The 16,872-nt window shown below is 61.7% G+C and carries 18 protein-coding genes; 12 read left to right on the top strand and 6 right to left on the bottom strand.

Going from position 1 to position 16,872, the window contains the following annotated elements:
- Positions 1–161: 161 nt before the first annotated feature.
- Positions 162–446 (bottom strand): hypothetical protein, encoded by a 285-nt coding sequence (locus AC07XZ_RS01910; RefSeq protein WP_007951881.1) that lies wholly within the window; start codon positions 444–446, stop codon positions 162–164.
- A gap of 123 nt (positions 447–569) precedes the next feature.
- Between AC07XZ_RS01910 and AC07XZ_RS01905 the strand changes: the two genes are divergently transcribed.
- Entirely contained in the window at positions 570–1,229 is a 660-nt protein-coding gene (locus AC07XZ_RS01905; RefSeq protein ID WP_102685855.1) for a glutathione S-transferase family protein, read from the top strand.
- A gap of 127 nt (positions 1,230–1,356) precedes the next feature.
- Here the strand turns inward: AC07XZ_RS01905 and argH are convergent, their stop codons facing one another.
- On the bottom strand, positions 1,357–2,751 hold the full coding sequence (gene argH, locus AC07XZ_RS01900) for an argininosuccinate lyase (protein WP_011336517.1): 1,395 nt from the start codon (positions 2,749–2,751) through the stop codon (positions 1,357–1,359).
- A 474-nt stretch (positions 2,752–3,225) separates the two neighbouring features.
- Between argH and AC07XZ_RS01895 the strand changes: the two genes are divergently transcribed.
- The 7 genes from AC07XZ_RS01895 to rsd all read left to right on the top strand — a co-directional run bounded on the left by AC07XZ_RS01895 (position 3,226) and on the right by rsd (position 9,625).
- Positions 3,226–3,972, top strand: a complete 747-nt coding sequence (locus tag AC07XZ_RS01895; protein ID WP_007951875.1) for a LytR/AlgR family response regulator transcription factor — start codon at positions 3,226–3,228, stop codon at positions 3,970–3,972.
- Between the two features lie 138 nt (positions 3,973–4,110).
- Positions 4,111–5,052, top strand: coding sequence for a hydroxymethylbilane synthase (hemC, locus tag AC07XZ_RS01890; protein WP_007951874.1), 942 nt, complete (start codon positions 4,111–4,113; stop codon positions 5,050–5,052).
- On the top strand, positions 5,049–5,816 hold the full coding sequence (locus AC07XZ_RS01885) for a uroporphyrinogen-III synthase (RefSeq protein WP_102685854.1): 768 nt from the start codon (positions 5,049–5,051) through the stop codon (positions 5,814–5,816). Before hemC ends, AC07XZ_RS01885 begins: the two co-directional genes overlap by 4 nt.
- A 16-nt stretch (positions 5,817–5,832) precedes the next feature.
- On the top strand, positions 5,833–6,975 hold the full coding sequence (locus tag AC07XZ_RS01880) for a uroporphyrinogen-III C-methyltransferase (protein WP_102685853.1): 1,143 nt from the start codon (positions 5,833–5,835) through the stop codon (positions 6,973–6,975).
- The gene (locus AC07XZ_RS01875; RefSeq protein ID WP_102685852.1) at positions 6,972–8,210 is read left to right on the top strand and encodes a heme biosynthesis protein HemY; all 1,239 of its coding nucleotides are present in this window, start codon (positions 6,972–6,974) and stop codon (positions 8,208–8,210) included. The genes AC07XZ_RS01880 and AC07XZ_RS01875 overlap by 4 nt, the downstream gene beginning before the upstream one ends.
- A gap of 219 nt (positions 8,211–8,429) precedes the next feature.
- Entirely contained in the window at positions 8,430–8,981 is a 552-nt protein-coding gene (locus AC07XZ_RS01870; RefSeq protein WP_085746773.1) for a disulfide bond formation protein B, read from the top strand.
- 185 nt (positions 8,982–9,166) lie between these two features.
- Complete coding sequence (rsd, locus tag AC07XZ_RS01865; protein WP_102685851.1) at positions 9,167–9,625, top strand: sigma D regulator; 459 nt, start codon at positions 9,167–9,169, stop codon at positions 9,623–9,625.
- 60 nt (positions 9,626–9,685) lie between these two features.
- Here rsd and AC07XZ_RS01860 read toward each other — a convergent pair whose 3' ends face one another.
- On the bottom strand, positions 9,686–10,351 hold the full coding sequence (locus AC07XZ_RS01860; protein ID WP_085746772.1) for an FKBP-type peptidyl-prolyl cis-trans isomerase: 666 nt from the start codon (positions 10,349–10,351) through the stop codon (positions 9,686–9,688).
- A gap of 192 nt (positions 10,352–10,543) precedes the next feature.
- On the opposite strand from AC07XZ_RS01860, the gene AC07XZ_RS01855 reads away from it, so the two are divergent.
- Positions 10,544–11,710, top strand: coding sequence for an AlgP family protein (locus AC07XZ_RS01855; protein ID WP_102685850.1), 1,167 nt, complete (start codon positions 10,544–10,546; stop codon positions 11,708–11,710).
- Here the strand turns inward: AC07XZ_RS01855 and AC07XZ_RS01850 are convergent.
- A complete protein-coding gene (locus AC07XZ_RS01850; RefSeq protein WP_102685849.1) occupies positions 11,707–12,168 on the bottom strand; it encodes a TIGR02444 family protein in 462 nt (153 codons plus the stop codon). The genes AC07XZ_RS01855 and AC07XZ_RS01850 overlap by 4 nt on opposite strands.
- 50 nt (positions 12,169–12,218) lie before the next feature.
- Between AC07XZ_RS01850 and AC07XZ_RS01845 the strand changes: the two genes are divergently transcribed.
- The 3 genes from AC07XZ_RS01845 to AC07XZ_RS01835 all read left to right on the top strand — a co-directional run bounded on the left by AC07XZ_RS01845 (position 12,219) and on the right by AC07XZ_RS01835 (position 15,458).
- Positions 12,219–14,129: an ATP-binding cassette domain-containing protein gene (locus AC07XZ_RS01845; RefSeq protein ID WP_102685848.1), complete on the top strand. Its 1,911-nt coding sequence runs from the start codon at positions 12,219–12,221 to the stop codon at positions 14,127–14,129.
- On the top strand, positions 14,129–14,710 hold the full coding sequence (locus AC07XZ_RS01840) for a mechanosensitive ion channel family protein (RefSeq protein WP_007951853.1): 582 nt from the start codon (positions 14,129–14,131) through the stop codon (positions 14,708–14,710). The genes AC07XZ_RS01845 and AC07XZ_RS01840 overlap by 1 nt, the downstream gene beginning before the upstream one ends.
- 115 nt (positions 14,711–14,825) lie before the next feature.
- Entirely contained in the window at positions 14,826–15,458 is a 633-nt protein-coding gene (locus AC07XZ_RS01835) for a LysE family transporter (RefSeq protein ID WP_102685847.1), read from the top strand.
- A gap of 60 nt (positions 15,459–15,518) precedes the next feature.
- On the opposite strand, the gene AC07XZ_RS01830 is transcribed toward AC07XZ_RS01835, so the two are convergent.
- Complete coding sequence (locus AC07XZ_RS01830; protein WP_102685846.1) at positions 15,519–16,262, bottom strand: penicillin-binding protein activator LpoB; 744 nt, start codon at positions 16,260–16,262, stop codon at positions 15,519–15,521.
- 3 nt (positions 16,263–16,265) lie between these two features.
- On the bottom strand, positions 16,266–16,853 hold the full coding sequence (gene lpoB / locus AC07XZ_RS01825) for a penicillin-binding protein activator LpoB (protein WP_007951848.1): 588 nt from the start codon (positions 16,851–16,853) through the stop codon (positions 16,266–16,268).
- Positions 16,854–16,872 lie beyond the last annotated feature (19 nt).

Genomic DNA, 16,872 nt, shown 5'->3' with positions numbered 1-16,872 from the left:
ACAGCGCCCCTAAGGTGAACCTGCCGGCGCGGCCTGTCCAGTGCGCGTGTCAGGGTTTTTATCCCGGGGTGGATTCCAGTGTAGTCAGGGGGCGGCAGAAGGCCGCGAAGATGGGTGACAAATTGTGTGGGAGCAGGTCTGCTCCCACAGCGAGGGGCCGTTTACTGCTTTTCCGGTGGCAACTCGGGCAGTGCGCGCAGCGCGGTTTCGTACCACTCGGTATCGAACGCGCGGTCTTCGTCGAGCATCGCGTCGATTTCACAGGCCAGCACGTGGGCCATCAGATTCAGGATGTCATCACGCTCGTAACCGACCAGCGTCAGCTTGTTGAAGGTTGCCTTGGCCGCTGGCGGGTTGTCGCTTTCGATCTGGTTCTCGATCGCTTCGATCAGCGTCGATTCGGTGAACTCTTCTTCATCATTGTCGATGTCAGTCGGCTCGCTCATGGCAGGCTCCTCAAGGAAAGGCGCCAGTTTACCCGCATTCAGCAGCGTGATGCTGCTGGCGCGAATCCCTGGTGCGATCTATAAACAGGCACTGCCCACCCCGCACGGCCTGGAGGCTATGTGATGTTCAAGCTCTATGGATTCTCCGTCAGCAACTACTACAACATGGTCAAACTGGCGCTGCTGGAAAAAGGCCTGCCGTTCGAAGAGGTCACGTTCTACCCGACGCCTACGCCTGAGTCTCTGGCCATCAGCCCGCGTGGCAAGGTGCCGGTGCTGGGGGCCGAAGGTGGTTACATCAACGAAACGATGGTGATGCTCGAATACCTCGAAAGCAGTCAAAAGGGTGTCCCGCTGTTGCCGACCGAGCCGTTTGCCCGTGCTCAGGTGCTGGCAGTGGCCAAGGAAATCGAGCTGTATATCGAGCTGCCGGCCCGAGCCTGTTACGGCGAAGCGTTTTTCGGTACGGCGCTGCCGGAGGCGATCAAGGAAAAAACCAAGGCTGAATTGCTGCTGGGTTTTGCGGCGCTGGGGCGCCACGGCAAGTTCGCTCCGTATGTGGCGGGCGACAGCTTGAGCATTGCGGATTTGTACTTCCTCTACAGCGTGCCGTTGGCAGTTGCGGTGGGGCACAAGCTGTTCGGTCTGGATTTGCTGGCGCAGATGCCGAAGGCCAAGGCACTGCTGGAGCGACTTGAGCAGAATCCAAATGTGCAGAAGATTGCGGCGGACAAGGATGCGGCGATGCCGGCGTTTTTGGCGATGATCGCAGCCAAAAAGTAGCATTTTGTAGCGTTTTGAAATCAGTCATCGCGGGCAAGCCCGCTCCCACAGGGTTTTCGGTTGAAACACAATTGCATGTTCGACACTGAACCTGTGGGAGCTGGCTTGCCAGCGATGTTTTTGGCTTTTAGCGGCTGGCGATCAACGCCTGACCGCGAACCACGGCAGCCTTGACCTGCGCCGGTGCAGTGCCGCCGATGTGGTCACGGGCATTCACCGAGCCTTCCAGGGTCAGCACGGCAAACACGTCCTGCTCGATCTGGTCGCTGAACTGGCGCAGTTCTTCCAGACTCATTTCCGCCAGATCCTTGCCGGTGTCGACGCCGTACTTCACGGCATGACCGACGATCTCGTGGCAATCACGGAACGGCAGGCCACGGCGTACCAGGTAGTCGGCCAGGTCAGTGGCAGTGGAGAAGCCGCGCAGCGCCGCTTCACGCATGATCGCGTGCTTAGGCTTGATCGCCGGGATCATGTCGGCAAAGGCGCGCAACGAGTCGCGCAGGGTGTCGGCGGCGTCGAACAGCGGTTCCTTGTCTTCCTGGTTGTCCTTGTTGTAGGCCAGCGGCTGGCCTTTCATCAGGGTCAGCAGGCCCATCAGCGCACCGAACACTCGGCCGGTCTTGCCGCGTACCAGCTCTGGCACGTCGGGGTTTTTCTTTTGCGGCATGATCGAGCTGCCGGTGCAGAAACGGTCCGGCAGATCGATGAACTGGAACTGCGCGCTGGTCCACAGCACCAGCTCTTCGGAAAAGCGCGACAGGTGCATCATCGCGATGCTGGCGGCCGAGCAGAATTCGATGGCGAAGTCGCGGTCGGACACGTTGTCCAACGAGTTGCCGCCGACGGCGTCGAAGCCCAGCAGTTGCGCGGTGTATTCGCGGTCGATCGGGTAAGTGGTGCCGGCCAGCGCGGCGCTGCCCAGCGGCATGCGGTTGGTGCGCTTGCGGCAGTCGACCAGACGCTCGTAGTCGCGGCTGAGCATTTCGAACCAGGCCAGCATGTGGTGCCCGAAGGTCACTGGCTGAGCGGTCTGCAGGTGGGTGAAGCCCGGCATGATGCTGGCGGCTTCACGCTCGGCCTGCTCCAGCAGGCCTTTTTGCAGGCGGGTGATTTCGCTCAGGATCAGGTCGATCTCGTCACGCAGCCACAGGCGGATGTCGGTGGCGACCTGGTCGTTGCGGCTGCGGCCGGTGTGCAGCTTCTTGCCGGTGACGCCGATGCGGTCGGTCAGGCGTGCTTCGATGTTCATGTGCACGTCTTCGAGGTCGACGCGCCAGTCGAACTGGCCGGCCTCGATTTCGCCCTGGATGGTCTTCAGGCCATCGATGATGCTGTCGCGCTCGGCATCCGTCAGCACGCCGACCTTGGCCAGCATGGTGGCGTGGGCGATCGAGCCCATGATGTCGTGGCGATACAGGCGCTGGTCGAAAGTGACGGAGGCGGTGAAGCGGGCGACGAAGGCGTCGACGGGTTCACTGAAGCGGCCGCCCCAGGACTGATTGGTCTTGTCAGTGCTCATGAATTCGCTCGTATCGGCTTGAAGAAAGAAGGCGTGAAACGCTGGCGCGGATAATAACAGGGTTGCCAATCCTGTCGCTGACACTGGTCGATACGTTTTTTTCTCATGGCCTGATCCATAGTCGCCGGTGTCGCCGGGGGATTTGCGCAAGGATATTTTTCGATTGAGCAATATCGGCCCGACGAGCGTCTACAGTAGGACATAGGGGTCGACGTGGCGGCGGATCGCGCAAAGGTCCGGCCACCGACTATAAGAAGAGAGAGGGGTGGGTGTATTGGCCATTGGCATACCCTGCGTAAAACGCAGTCGGCGACGGGCGTCAGGCGGTACGTTGCAGGTGTCGGCAAATATTGCCGGCCGACGTACGGCACTTTTTGGCGCTCGCGCTAGTCTTAGCGTGGATCGCGGTGACGGACGTCACTCCACTTGTCTACGCTATCCTTGTGCGAGACTCACGCAGGAATCCAGCGCAATATGAATGTCCTGATCGTTGATGACGAACCACTGGCCCGCGAGCGACTCAGCCGAATGGTGAGCGAGCTCGAGGGCTACACAGTCCTGGAGCCCAGCGCCACCAATGGCGAAGAGGCGTTGGCGCTGATCGACAGCCACAAGCCGGATATCGTGCTGCTCGATATCCGCATGCCGGGCCTCGATGGCCTGCAGGTGGCTGCCCGTCTGTGCGAACGCGAAACCCCGCCAGCCGTGGTGTTTTGCGCAGGTCCCGATGAATTTGCCGTGGAAGCCCTGCAGGCCAGCGCCGTGGGCTATGTGGTGAAACCCGTGCGAACCGAACATCTGCATGACGCCCTGAAACGGGCTGAACGTCCCAACCGGGCCCAGCTCTCGGCCCTGACCCGTCCTGCCGCCGAAAGCGGTAACGGCCCGCGCAGCCACATCAGCGCCCGGACCCGCAAAGGCATCGAATTGATCCCGCTGGATCAGGTGGTGTACTTCATTGCCGACCACAAATACGTGACCTTGCGCCACGAAGGTGGCGAAGTCCTTCTGGATGAACCGCTCAAGGCGCTGGAAGACGAATTCGGCGAGCGCTTCGTGCGGATCCACCGCAACGCGCTGGTCGCCCGCGACCGCATCGAGCGATTGCAGCGCACACCGCTGGGCCACTTCCAGTTGTTCCTCAAGGGCCTCAACGGAGATGCGCTGATCGTCAGCCGCCGGCATGTGGCGGGCGTGCGCAAAATGATGCAGGGGCTTTAGTCCGCAGGCTCCGGGCGGTTCTTCGTTTCATTCACCAGGCATCGCAGGCCAGGGAGGCCACGCCGTTTCTGATTCAGGTCAAAGTGGATTTGGCTGAGCTGTTATTATCCGCCGTATCTATTCAGTACGGATTGATCCATGTCCTCTCGCGAAATCCGCATCGCCACCCGCAAAAGTGCTCTGGCCCTCTGGCAGGCCGAATACGTCAAAGCCCGTCTGGAAGCAGCCCACCCGGGCCTGCTGGTGACGCTGGTGCCCATGGTCAGTCGCGGCGACAAGCTGCTTGATTCGCCCCTGTCGAAAATCGGCGGCAAGGGCCTGTTCGTCAAGGAACTGGAAACCGCGCTGCTGGAAAACGAAGCCGACATCGCCGTGCATTCGATGAAAGACGTGCCGATGGATTTCCCCGAAGGCCTCGGTCTGTTCTGCATCTGCGAGCGCGAAGATCCCCGTGACGCGTTTGTCTCCAATACATATTCCAGCCTCGATGCGTTGCCAGCCGGCAGCATCGTCGGCACCTCCAGCCTGCGTCGCCAGGCTCAGTTGCTGACGCGCCGTCCGGATCTCGAGATCCGTTTCCTGCGCGGTAACGTCAACACCCGTCTGGCCAAGCTCGACGCCGGCGAGTACGACGCAATCATCCTCGCGGCAGCCGGTCTGATCCGCCTCGGTTTCGAAGACCGCATCACCTCGGCCATCAGCGTCGACGACAGCCTGCCGGCCGGTGGTCAGGGCGCCGTCGGTATCGAATGCCGCAGTGCCGACACCGAAATACATGCCTTGCTCGCACCCCTGCATCACGCCGACACCGCCGACCGTGTCACCGCCGAGCGTGCCCTCAACAAACATCTGAATGGCGGCTGCCAGGTGCCGATTGCCTGCTACGCCGTGCTCGAAGGCGATCAGTTGTGGCTGCGCGGTCTGGTGGGCGAACCGAGTGGCGGCAAGCTGCTCAGCGCACAGGCTCGTGCACCGCGTGCCGCAGCCGAGACGCTGGGTGTGCAGGTGGCCGAAGACCTGCTCAGCCAGGGCGCCGACGATATTCTCAAGGCAGTCTACGGCGAGGCAGGTCACGAGTGACCGCCTGGCGCCTGCTGCTGACGCGCCCGGCGGAGGACTGTTCGGCGCTCGCCGCCGTGCTGGCCGAGCAAGGGTTTTTCAGCAGCTGTCTGCCGCTTTTGGAAATCGCGCCCCTGCCGGTCTCTGACACAATGCGCCGCACGATCACGCAACTGCCGCGTTACAGCTCGGTGATCGTGGTCAGCAAACCGGCGGCGCGGATCGCGGTGGATCTGCTCGACTCTTTGGGTCTGGCGACTCCGACGATGCCGTGGTTCAGCGTGGGTGCAGCGACCGCCGCTATCCTTCGGGATCGGGGGCTGGATGTGAGCTTCCCGGACGCGGGCGACGACAGCGAAGCCTTGCTGCAATTGCCGCGTCTGCTGGCGGCGGTGGCAGAGCCCGGCTCGCAGGTGTTGATCCTGCGCGGGGAGGGCGGACGCGAGCTGCTGGCCGAGCGCCTGCGCGCGCTTGGTGCTAGTGTCGAATACTTGGAGTTGTACCGTCGCGACCTGCCCGACTATCCGCCGCAGGAGCTGCCCCGCAGGATTGCAGCGGAACGCCTGAACGGGCTGGTGGTCAGCAGTGGACAGGGTTTCGAGCACCTGCGCCAACTGGCTGGCGACAACTGGCCTGTACTTGCGCAGTTGCCGTTGTTTGTTCCAAGCCCAAGGGTTGCCGAGCAGGCCAGTGCCGCCGGGGCCCGAACAGTTGTGGATTGTCGCGGCGCGAGTGCCGCGGCCTTGCTGACGGCGTTACGGGAGCATCCCGTGCCCGTTCTCTAATGCAAAGGATGGATACGTGAGCGAAACAGCCTTGCCTAAAGATGACGTTCAACCTGTGATCGATTCACCGGTTGATGCACCGCCACCGGCCGCGGAACCGCGCCGAGGCAACGGATTGGCCATTCTCGCGCTGCTGCTCGGCGCCGCCGGTGTTGCGGTGGGTGGCTGGGGTGTCTGGCAGGTGCGACACCTGCAGACCAGCACTCAGAATCAGTTGAGCCAGGTCCAGGCGTTGAACGATCAGGCCCAGACCCTGAAGCTCAATGAGCAACGACTGACCGAGCGCCTCGGGCAATTGCCCGGCGCCGATGAACTTGCCGATCGCCAGCGTCTGGTGTCGCAACTTCAGGGCGATCAGCAGCGCCTCAATCAACGTCTGGAAACCGTCCTTGGCGCCAGCCGCAAGGACTGGCGTCTGGCCGAGGCCGAGCACTTGCTGCGTCTGGCCAGCCTGCGTCTTTCCGCCCTCCAGGACATCAGCAGCGCCCAGGCGCTGGTGCAGGGTGCCGATGAAATCCTGCGCGAGCAGAATGATCCCGGCTCGTTCGCCGCTCGTGAGCAAGTGGCGAAAACCCTGGTGGCGCTGCGCAGCACCGAGCAACCGGATCGCACCGGGCTGTTCCTGCGCCTGGGCGCCTTGCGTGATCAGGTCGTCGGCCTCACCGAGCTGGCGCCGGAATACAAGGATCGCGGCGATTCGCTGCTGGGCCTGACCTCCGATGGCGACGGCGCCAGTCGCTGGGCGCAGTGGTGGGATCAGCTCTCGCGCTACATCCGCATCGATTTCAACGCTGACAAAAATGTTCGGCCGCTGCTTGCTGGCCAGAGTCTGAGCCAGGTGCGTCTGGCCCTGAGCCTTTCGCTCGAACAGGCGCAGTGGGCCGCGCTCAACGGTCAGGCGCCGGTGTACACCCAGGCCCTTGCAGAAGCGCGTGACGTCCTCACGGGCAACTTCAATCCGGACAACCCGCAGAGCAAGATCATGCTCGAGCAGGTCGCGGAATTGAGCAAGCAACCGGTTACCGTCAACACGCCGGATCTCGCTGGAACCTTGAGTGCGGTTCAGGCGTATCTGGAGCGCCGTAACGTCAACGCCGAAGACTCGGTGAAACCCTTCGCCAAACCAGCCGCCAGCACCGCGCAGGAGGCGACACCATGAAGCGCCTGTATGTGATCGTGTTTCTGGTGATCGCGGCAACGGCGGCGCTGGGCCTGGCGATTGCCGAGCATTCCGGATACGTGCTGGTCGCCTACAAAAGCTTTCGTTATGAATCGAGCCTGTGGGCGACCCTGGCGGTGGTGGCGGTGCTGTGGCTGCTGGTCTGGGGTATCAAGGCGCTGGTCGAACTGGTGCTGACCTCGGGCGGCGTGGTCAATCCCTGGTCGCGTCGCAACCGCAGCCGTCGCGTGCAAGTGGCGATCGAGCACGGTCAGCTCGATCTGGCCGAAGGTCGCTGGGCCAGTGCCCAGCGTCACCTTTACCGGGCCGCCGAAGCCGAGCGCCAGCCGTTGCTGTATTACCTGGGTGCCGCCCGCGCCGCCAACGAACAAGGCAACTACGAGGAAAGCGATCGCCTGCTGGAACGCGCCCTCGAGCGTCAGCCGCAGGCCGAGCTGGCGATCGCTCTCAGCCATGCGCAGTTGCAGACCGATCGTGGTGATACCGATGGGGCGCTGGTCACCTTGCAGGCGATGCACGAGCGCCATCCGCACAATGTCCAGACCTTGCGTCAATTGCAGCGTCTGCATCAGCAGCGCGGTGACTGGTCGTCGGTGATCCGGCTGTTGCCGGAGCTGCGCAAAGACAAAGTTCTGCCACCGGCCGAACTGTCCGAGCTCGAGCGTCGTGCCTGGGGGGAAAACCTTTCCCTGGCGGCCCAGCGTGAAGAGGATGGAGCCGTCGGTTTGCAGTCGCTCAACCGCGCCTGGCAGCAACTGACTTCTGCCCAGCGCCAGGAGCCGGCGCTGGTGTTGGCCTATGCCGAGCAATTGCGTCAGTTGGGCGCTCAGGTCGAAGCGGAAGAAGTGCTGCGCACGGCGCTCAAGCGCAAGTACGACAGCCATCTGGCGCGCCTTTACGGTCTGGTGCGCGGCAGCGATCCGGCGCGTCAGTTGCAGACGGCCGAAGGCTGGCTCAAGGATCATCCGGGTGATGCCAGCCTGCTGCTGACGCTGGGGCGCCTGTGCCTGCAAGCCAGCCTGTGGGGCAAGGCACGGGACTATCTGGAAAGCAGCCTGCGAGTACAGCGCAATCCGGAAGCGTGCGCCGAATTGGCGCGCCTGCTGGCCCGGCTGGGTGACACCGAGCGCAGCAACCTGCTGTTCCAGGAAGGGCTCGGTATGCTGGATGAACGACTTTTGGCTTCGCCATTGCCCGTAGCCGTTCGGGCGTGATCAGAAAGGAGGAGCGTGCTCCTCCTTTTCTTTCCGATGACGGAATAGTTACCGTTAAATCTCCTCCAGAGCAACGTCCTACAGAGGGCTACACCGAATCCTTCGGTGCCTGTCGGGATTTCCCTACACTTCTGCTGAAGTGTCGCCAGTGACCTGCCTTGAAAGCCCGAGGCCCTTTCCTCTACCGTAACTGCCTGTCTTTATTGTTACGGATAAGCCATGTCGTTGGCCTGCTCACGCTCCCTGTTCTTTATGGCTTTTACTGCGGGGATTCTGGCCCTGGGAGCTTCCTATTACCTTGAATATGCGGTCGGTCTGGTGCCTTGCAGTCTGTGTCTGGTCCAGCGTCTGTTCATGAGCGTCCTCACCCTTTGTTGTGGTGTGGCTGCGATCCATGGGCCGCAACGTGTCGGTCTGTCGCTTTACTGGATGATGGCGTTGCTCACCAGTCTTGGCGGGACGACAGCGGCGTGGCGGCAAGTGCTGCTGCAAGGTGATTCCCTGCAAAGGTTGGCGCATTGCGCGCCGGGTCCGGAAGAAATGTTCAGCAGCCTGCCGTGGTTATGCGCGCTGATGCGGATGTTCAACGATACGGCCGATTGCGCGGAATTGTCCTGGACGCTGTTCGATCTGAGCATTCCGGAGTGGAGCCTGCTGTTTTTTGTGGGGATGTCGATCCTGGCCGTTTACCAGTTGCTGCGGCAGGTCTGGATGGCGTTGCAGCAACCGCTCAGCGGCCAACCGTCGCACCCGGTGCTGGTCAGGGATTAAACACTTGTATGAACTTTCTCTCCTGCGTACCTTGAAGCCATAGGCGTGCGGGCATAATCTGGCCCGCACGTGTCATTGGAATTGTGTTGCTCGATGACGCTCTGCCTGGCCGCCTCTCAAAGCAATATTCACAAGAAGGGGCGCGGGTGTAGAGCAGCATGACCCACAAGGGAAGAGAGATCGCCATGCTCGAAAGTTGTCAGAATGCTCAGGAACGTTGGGGTGGAGTTCATCTGCTGATCGACCGCTGGCTGCAGGAGCGTGAGGAATTGATCGCTGCCTATGACAAGCTGGGCGCCAAACCTCAGGCACTGTCCGAGGATCGAAAGCCCTTGCAGGAATTCTGCGGCGTGCTGGTCGATTACGTCTCGGCCGGCCACTTCGAGATCTACGAACAGCTGACGGGCGAGGCCAAGGCCTTCAACGACAAGCGCGGCCTGGAACTGGCCGAGACGATCTATCCGCGGATCGATGTCATCACCGAAAAACTGCTCGCGTTCAACGACCTTTGCGATGAAGGCAGATGCGTTGCGGAGAAATTCAAGGAGCTGGGCGGCCTGCTCCACGAGCGCTTCGAACTGGAAGACTGCCTGATCGAAGTGCTGCATACCGCACACAAGGAAGAGGATTCGGTTCAGGCCTGAATCGGACTTCGCAAGACACAGAAACGGTGCGCCCACAGCGCACCGTTTTTTATTGGGCGATCAACTGGTCGCGCCGCGCAATTCCACTTCGAACACCAGCGGTGTGAACGGCGCGATCAAGTCGCCGGCACCGTCGGCGCCGTACGCTTGATCCGATGGAATCACCAGTCGCCACTTCGCACCGACCGGCATGTTCTGCAACGCGGTGCGCCAGCCGGCGATCACGCTGTCGAGATTGAACCACTGCGGCTGGCTGTTCTGATCGAACACGGTGCCGTCGGGCAATCGACCGATGTACAGCACCTGCACTTTTCCATCCGGACCGGCCTTCGTGCCATTCCCCGGCGCCAGCTCGGTCAGCAGGATGCCGTCGGCCAACTCCTTCACACCCGGTTTGGCTTTTTCGGCGGTGAGAAAACGTCGCTCGCTTTCCATCGCCGCTTCAGTCGAAGGCATCGCCGCCTGCTCGGCTGTCTGCGATTCGTGATCGGCGAGGATCTGCTCGATGCGTGCTTCGCTCAATGCCAGCGGCTTGCCTTGATAGGCCTGTTGCAGGCCTTCGATCAACGCCTGGATCTGGAGCTGCGGCACTTCCTGACGCAGCCGTTCGCCGAGGCTGGCACCAAGGCTGTAAGCCAGATCGTGAGCGTCATTCGCGGTGGTTTTTTCGTCGGCCTGAGCCACGGAAAAAATCATGCAGAGGGATAAAAAAAGGTAGCGCGACATGGGCACTCTCCGTCCTGAATTGCGGTGGATTATGCCAGCGCGAACGTCTGCAACGGTGAACTGCTTTTGCCAATGCACAGAAGTTTTTCGCAAGCCTGCAACCGAGTGCTTTCGATACTGTCAACATGCCCTAGCGGCGGTAGCAGCAGAGGTCTAGTATGAGCCGCACTCACGTCAGCCAGGAGGTAAACCATGTCGGCCACCAAGAAGCCTGTAAACACTCCGTTGCATTTACTCCAACAACTCTCGGGCAGCCTGCTCGAGCATCTGGAAAACGCTTGCTCCCAAGCCTTGGCTGATGCTGAAAAACTGCTCGCCAAACTGGAAAAGCAACGCGGCAAGGCGCAAGAAAAACTGCACAAATCCCGCACCAAATTGCAGGACGCAGCAGCAGCCGGTAAAGCCAAGGCGCAGACCAAGGCCAAGGCTGCCGTGAAGGAACTCGAAGACCTGCTCGATGCGCTGAAGGATCGTCAGTCCGATACCCGCAGCTACATTCTGCAACTCAAACGCGATGCCCAGGAAAGCCTGAAACTGGCCCAGGGTGTCGGTCGTGTTCAAGAGGCTGTCGGCAAGGCGTTGTCCCTGCGTTCGGCTAAACCTGCAGCGGCACCTGCGAAAAAAGCGGCCGCCAAACCTGCTGCAAAAGCACCGGCCAAATCGCCTGCCAAAGCGCCAGTGAAAGTCGCTGCAAAACCAGCCGCGAAGAAACCCGCAGCAGCCAGCGCTGCCAAACCTGCGGCTAAAACCACAGCGGCCAAACCAGCTGCCGCCAAGCCGGCTGCTGCAAAACCAGCTGCCAAGCCTGCGGCGAAAACCGCTGCTGCGAAAGCGGCTCCGGCAAGAACTGCCGCTGCAAAACCAGCTGCCAAGCCAGCCACCAAAGCAGCCGCCAAGCCGGCAGCAAAACCAGCCGTTAAAGCCGCCGCTAAACCAGCCGCTAAAACTGCTGCTGCCAAGCCTGCGGCGAAAACCGCTGCCAAGCCGGTTGCTGCCAAACCTGCAGCCAAAGCGGCGGCGAAACCAGCGGCCAAGCCTGCGGCAAAACCCGCTGCAAAACCAGCGGCCAAACCGGCTGCTGCAGCGAAGCCTGCAACGACCGCCGCCAAGCCAGCCGCGAAACCTGCTGCAAAACCAGCAGTGAAAAAACCTGCCGCTGCCAAGCCGGCTACCGCCAAGCCAGCAGCAAAACCAGCTGCAGCAAAACCGGCCACTGCACCTGCTGCCAAACCTGCCGCACCGGCAACCCCGGCTCCGACCGCAGCACCGGCATCCGCCGCCACTACCTCGACCACCGCAACCACGCCATCGTCGGCGCCGGTGTCGAGCGTCGCCAGCAACCCGTCCAGCGCTTCCTAAGCGTCGGTCGCCGCGACGCGCAGCACCTGCAGCGCGTCGCGGTTCAGGTTGGCCGCAGGGCCGGCCAGCACTTCCAGCCAGTCACTCGATTCCTTCGAATGACGCTTCCAGCCCTGCGCGGCACCTTCCAGTCGTGACAGCAGCGCACGCTCCGCCTCCAGCTCCAATCCCTTGATCTGCTCGCGCATGCCCTTGAGCACCGGATCGGTGTCGGCCAGGGTTTTCCAATGCATGCGCAATGCGCGTAACGGCTGGACCACTTCCCGGTCCCAGGGCTCTGTCAGTTGCAGCAACTGCCGGGCACGCGCCTCGTCACAGGTCGCATCGCGTTGTTCCAGCCATAAACCGCACAGCATCAGGCACACGTTGGCCCCCGCCGATTGCAGGCGCAGGCAGGCATCCTGCACGCCGGGACGGGCGTAGACGGCAAGGGCAAAGCTCCACAGGTCAGAGGACATCGTGCTACTCGCGCCAGTTGCGGGGGAAGCTGGTAGACTCCGCCGCCATTATGATCCGACTTCAGAACCTGACTTTACAGCGTGGTCCGCAACGTCTGCTAGAAGACGCCGAGCTGACCCTGCACGCCGGCCACAAAGCCGGCCTCATCGGTGCCAACGGCGCCGGCAAATCCAGCCTGTTCGCCTTGCTCCGCGGTGAGTTGCACCCGGACTCGGGCGACTGCCTGTTGCCGGCCGACTGGCGTATCGCCCACATGCGCCAGGAGGTCGACACGCTCGAACGCCTGGCGGTCGACTATGTGCTCGACGGCGATCTGCGCCTGCGCGAAGTGCAGCGTGAGCTCGCGGCAGCCGAAGAGGCCCACGACGGCACCGCGCTGGCCCGCCTGCACGCCGAACTCGACAGCGCCGATGGTTACACTGCTGACGCCCGTGCGCGCAAATTGCTGGCCGGCCTCGGTTTCACCAACGAGCAGATGGATCGTCAGGTAGGAGATTTCTCCGGTGGCTGGCGGATGCGTCTGAACCTTGCGCAGGCTTTGATGTGCCCATCGGACCTGCTGCTGCTCGACGAGCCGACCAACCACCTGGACCTCGACGCCATCATCTGGCTCGAAGAGTGGCTGAAAAGTTACCCCGGCACTTTGCTGCTGATTTCCCACGACCGGGATTTCCTCGATGAGGTGGTCGATCACGTGGCCCACGTCGATCAGCGCAAGCTGACGCTCTACCGTGGCGGCTACACCGCGTTCGAACGCGCCCGTGCCGAGCGTCTGGCCCAGCAGCAACAGGCCTACGAGAAGCAGCAGGCGCAGCGTGCGCACATGGAAAGCTACATCGCCCGCTTCAAGGCCCAGGCCACCAAGGCCCGTCAGGCCCAGAGCCGGATCAAGGCCCTCGAGCGCATGGAAGAACTGTCGGCGGCCCACGTCGATTCGCCGTTCGACTTCGTGTTCCGCGAGTCGACCAAGATCTCCAGCCCGCTGATCGACCTATCTGATGCGCGTCTGGGTTATGGCGAGAAAACCGTGCTGGAGAAGGTCAAGCTGCAACTGACCCCCGGCGCGCGGATTGGCTTGCTCGGCCCCAACGGCGCGGGTAAATCGACCCTGATCAAAAACCTCGCCGGTGAGCTCGAACCGCTGGCCGGGCGCCTGACTCGCGGTGAGAACACCGTGGTCGGTTACTTCGCCCAGCATCAGCTTGATTCGCTGGATGCCAAGGCCAGTCCGTTGCTGCACTTGCAGCGTCTGGCGCCGACCGAGCGCGAGCAGACCCTGCGCGATTTCCTCGGTGGTTTCGACTTCCGTGGCGCACGCATCGATGAGCCGGTACTGAATTTTTCCGGTGGCGAAAAGGCCCGTCTGGCCCTGGCGTTGATCGCTTGGGAACGGCCGAACCTGCTGCTGCTCGACGAACCGACCAACCACCTCGACCTGGAAATGCGCCTGGCGCTGACCATGGCGTTGCAGGAATTCAGCGGCGCGGTGCTGGTGGTTTCCCACGATCGGCACCTGCTCAAGAGCACCACCGACAACTTCTTCCTGGTCGCGGACGGCAAGGTCGAAGAGTTCGACGGCGACCTCGAGGACTACGCCCGCTGGCTGGTGGAATACCGTCAGCGCAATGCCCCGGTCAGCAACACACCGGTCAACCCGGACAAGACCGACAAGAAGGCCCAGCGTCAGGCTGCCGCTGCGTTGCGTCAGCAACTGGCGCCGCACAAGCGCGAAGCCGACAAGCTCGAAGCCGAGCTCGGCAAGCTGCACGAGAAACTGGCGAAGGTCGATGCCAGCCTTGGCGACAGCGACATTTACGAGCCGGCGCGCAAGAACGAATTGCGAGACCTGCTGGCCGAACAGGCCAAGCTGAAAGTCCGCGAAGGCGAACTTGAAGAAGCGTGGATGGAAGCCCTGGAAACGCTGGAAAGCATGCAGGCGGAGCTGGAGGCGTTGTCCTGATGGACGCCTTCAAACTTCCATTGCCGGCGATGTGGGTCGAGCCGATCTGGCTCGGCGTGCAGATTCTGCTGATCCTGCTGGCCGGCTACTTCGCCCAGCGCGTCGTCGCCCGATTCCTGACCCGCCTGGGCGAGAAGTATCCGTTTCCGCCGCAGCTGCTGATGCCGCTGCGCGGCGGACTGCGCTGGCTGATCATGGGCAGTGCGCTGATCTTCGTGCTGGAACGCCTCGGGGTCTCGGCCACCGTGCTGTGGACTGCGTTGTCGGGCTTCGTCGCGGTGGCGGCGGTGGCGTTCTTCGCGATGTGGAGTGTGTTGTCGAACCTGCTCTGCGCGATTCTGATCTTCACCGTCGGCCCGTTCCGTCTTGGCGATGTGGTCGAACTGGTCGACACCACCGACAAGCCCGGCGTCAAAGGCCGGGTGGTGGCGATCAATCTGCTCTACACCACGTTGATCGAGGCTGAAGAGCTCGGCACCGGCAGCGCCATGGTGCAAGTGCCCAACAGCCTGTTCTTCCAGCGTTCGGTGCGACGCTGGCGCGGCACGGATATCTTCCCTTCCAGCGGTTTCGAAAAGTGATCGGGCGCCGGCCACGTTGGTCGGCGGCCGCAACATCCTGCAAAAAATCGGTAGTCATTCAGCCAAATCCGCATTAGCTTTGAGGATTGTCACGAGTCCGAAGTCGAGGTGTGCGATGGAGCTTCAAACATGGCTGGCGTTTTTTGCCGCCTGCTGGGTGATCAGTCTTTCTCCGGGTGCCGGCGCCATTGCGTCGATGTCCAGCGGCCTGCAATACGGTTTCTGGCGCGGCTACTGGAATGCCCTGGGCCTGCAGATCGGCCTGGCTGTGCAGATTGCCATCGTCGGCGCCGGTGTCGGCGCGATCCTCACGGCTTCGGCCACCGCGTTCCATGCGATCAAATGGTTCGGTGTCGCCTACCTGGTTTATCTCGCGATCAAGCAGTGGCGCGCATTACCTATGGACATGAGCGATGACGCAGCGGTACGCCCGATCGGCAAACCGCTGGCTCTGGTGTTCCGTGGCTTTCTGGTGAACATCAGCAACCCCAAGGCGCTGGTGTTCATGCTCGCGGTGCTGCCGCAATTCATCAATCCGCATGCGCCGCTGCTGATCCAGTACGTGGTGATCGGCGTGACCATGATCGCGGTCGACCTGATCGTCATGGCCGGCTACACCGGTCTGGCGTCGAAGGTGCTGCGCCTGTTGCGCACACCGACACAGCAGCGACGCATGAACCGCACGTTTGCCGGACTGTTCATTGGCGCCGCGGCGTTCATGGCGACGTTGCGCAAAGCCGCCGTGTAAAGCGTACAGGCACAAAAAAGGCGACCTTCTCAGGTCGCCTTTTTCGTTTCCGGCAGTCGGTCAGTGAAGAATCACTGGCGCCGTATCACGCGGCAGATTGTTGCGCTGCTGCGGTTCGCGCGGCTGCTCGTAACCGCCACCACCGAGCTGCATGCTCAGCTGTCCGGCCACGTCTTCGCCCAGTGCCTTCGAGACTTCACGCACTACCCGCGGGCGGTTGAGTGAGATCTTGATGTCGCGGTGGTTCACCAGTTTGGTGTCCTGCGCTTCACCCATCGCCGTGAAGGCCGAGGTGATTTCGTAGGTCTTGGTATTGATCAGGCTGAAGTCGGCCACCAGCGTCAGGCCCAGCACGGCCGAATAGCTGTCGGTGTGCGCCAGCTCGTTCATGTCCTGAGTGAAGTCGATGTCCGACACGGTGCCGAACAGCACGTAGTCGGCACCCTTGAAGTTGCCGGCCTTGATCCGCTTGATCACATCGTAGATGTCACCCTTGGATGACGCTGTGTACGGCGTGCCCTGCACCAGCTGGAACATGCCGGTACGCAGGATTTCACCCTTGATGTCGCCGGTGAACTTACGCAGTTCGGTCTGTTCGATGTAGCTGGTGTTGGCTTCGAATTCGTCGTAGCTCGAAGAACCGCTGGAGCTGTAGTAGCCCTCGCGGTAGTTGTTCTTCGACGAAACGATGTGGATGTATTGCTCCACACGTTCCTGGTACGCCAGATCCGTTACCGCGACTTTCGGGGCCGCTTGCACGCTGAACGCGCAAGCCAGGGCCATCATGCCAATCCATGTGCGCATCGATTAACGCTCCGTGGTTTTGCGGATCTCTTTCTCGTCCATCCACTCGGCCAGACCGCTTTCAACGTCGATCAGTTGCAGGCTGAATTTGTAGAAGACGTCCTTGTAGTCGCTGCTGCGCTTGACGATCGAGCTGATCGAACCTTCAAGACGGTATTTGGCAGCGATCATGTTGCCAGTCTTGGCCACGGTGCTCTTCTTGTACAGGCCGCTCTGGTTTTGCAGTTTGAGCTGGTCGACCTGGCTCTGCATCGCGGTGTTGTCGCTGGCGAAACGGGCGGTACCGGACTTCATCAGCTGGGTCTTGATGCTGGTCGTGATTTCGCGGGTGTCGATGTATTCGCTGGTCTTGTTCTTCACGTCGTAGACCTGGACCACAGGGCGACCCTGCAGAATGCCGGACTGGGCCAGGGAACGGGTCATCGACTCGGCGATCATCTGCAGGTCGGTCGAACCGAACTCGTTGGTCACGGTTTCAACGGCCTTGGTGTCGCCGTAGCTGATGTTCTTGCTGCCCAGGGTCGGCGAAGTGTTGGCGCAACCGGAGGCCAGCAGGGCGAGGACGGCGATGAAGGAAAAGCGTGCAAACATGGGAATGCTCTCTGAATCG

It is taken from the genome of Pseudomonas sp. GW458-11-26-14-LB4 (assembly GCF_059423925.1).
This window is presented reverse-complemented; position numbering and strand designations above follow the sequence as displayed.

Excerpts from the sequence above, each read along its gene's own strand:
- AC07XZ_RS01910 (WP_007951881.1), bottom strand. The coding sequence starts at position 446 with ATGAGCGAGCCGACTGACATCGACAATGATGAAGAAGAGTTCACCGAA.
- AC07XZ_RS01905 (WP_102685855.1), top strand. The coding sequence starts at position 570 with ATGTTCAAGCTCTATGGATTCTCCGTCAGCAACTACTACAACATGGTC.
- argH (WP_011336517.1), bottom strand. The coding sequence starts at position 2,751 with ATGAGCACTGACAAGACCAATCAGTCCTGGGGCGGCCGCTTCAGTGAA.
- AC07XZ_RS01895 (WP_007951875.1), top strand. The coding sequence starts at position 3,226 with ATGAATGTCCTGATCGTTGATGACGAACCACTGGCCCGCGAGCGACTC.
- hemC (WP_007951874.1), top strand. The coding sequence starts at position 4,111 with ATGTCCTCTCGCGAAATCCGCATCGCCACCCGCAAAAGTGCTCTGGCC.
- AC07XZ_RS01875 (WP_102685852.1), top strand. The coding sequence starts at position 6,972 with ATGAAGCGCCTGTATGTGATCGTGTTTCTGGTGATCGCGGCAACGGCG.
- AC07XZ_RS01870 (WP_085746773.1), top strand. The coding sequence starts at position 8,430 with ATGTCGTTGGCCTGCTCACGCTCCCTGTTCTTTATGGCTTTTACTGCG.
- rsd (WP_102685851.1), top strand. The coding sequence starts at position 9,167 with ATGCTCGAAAGTTGTCAGAATGCTCAGGAACGTTGGGGTGGAGTTCAT.
- AC07XZ_RS01860 (WP_085746772.1), bottom strand. The coding sequence starts at position 10,351 with ATGTCGCGCTACCTTTTTTTATCCCTCTGCATGATTTTTTCCGTGGCT.
- AC07XZ_RS01855 (WP_102685850.1), top strand. The coding sequence starts at position 10,544 with ATGTCGGCCACCAAGAAGCCTGTAAACACTCCGTTGCATTTACTCCAA.
- AC07XZ_RS01850 (WP_102685849.1), bottom strand. The coding sequence starts at position 12,168 with ATGTCCTCTGACCTGTGGAGCTTTGCCCTTGCCGTCTACGCCCGTCCC.
- AC07XZ_RS01845 (WP_102685848.1), top strand. The coding sequence starts at position 12,219 with ATGATCCGACTTCAGAACCTGACTTTACAGCGTGGTCCGCAACGTCTG.
- AC07XZ_RS01840 (WP_007951853.1), top strand. The coding sequence starts at position 14,129 with ATGGACGCCTTCAAACTTCCATTGCCGGCGATGTGGGTCGAGCCGATC.
- AC07XZ_RS01835 (WP_102685847.1), top strand. The coding sequence starts at position 14,826 with ATGGAGCTTCAAACATGGCTGGCGTTTTTTGCCGCCTGCTGGGTGATC.
- AC07XZ_RS01830 (WP_102685846.1), bottom strand. The coding sequence starts at position 16,262 with ATGCGCACATGGATTGGCATGATGGCCCTGGCTTGCGCGTTCAGCGTG.
- lpoB (WP_007951848.1), bottom strand. The coding sequence starts at position 16,853 with ATGTTTGCACGCTTTTCCTTCATCGCCGTCCTCGCCCTGCTGGCCTCC.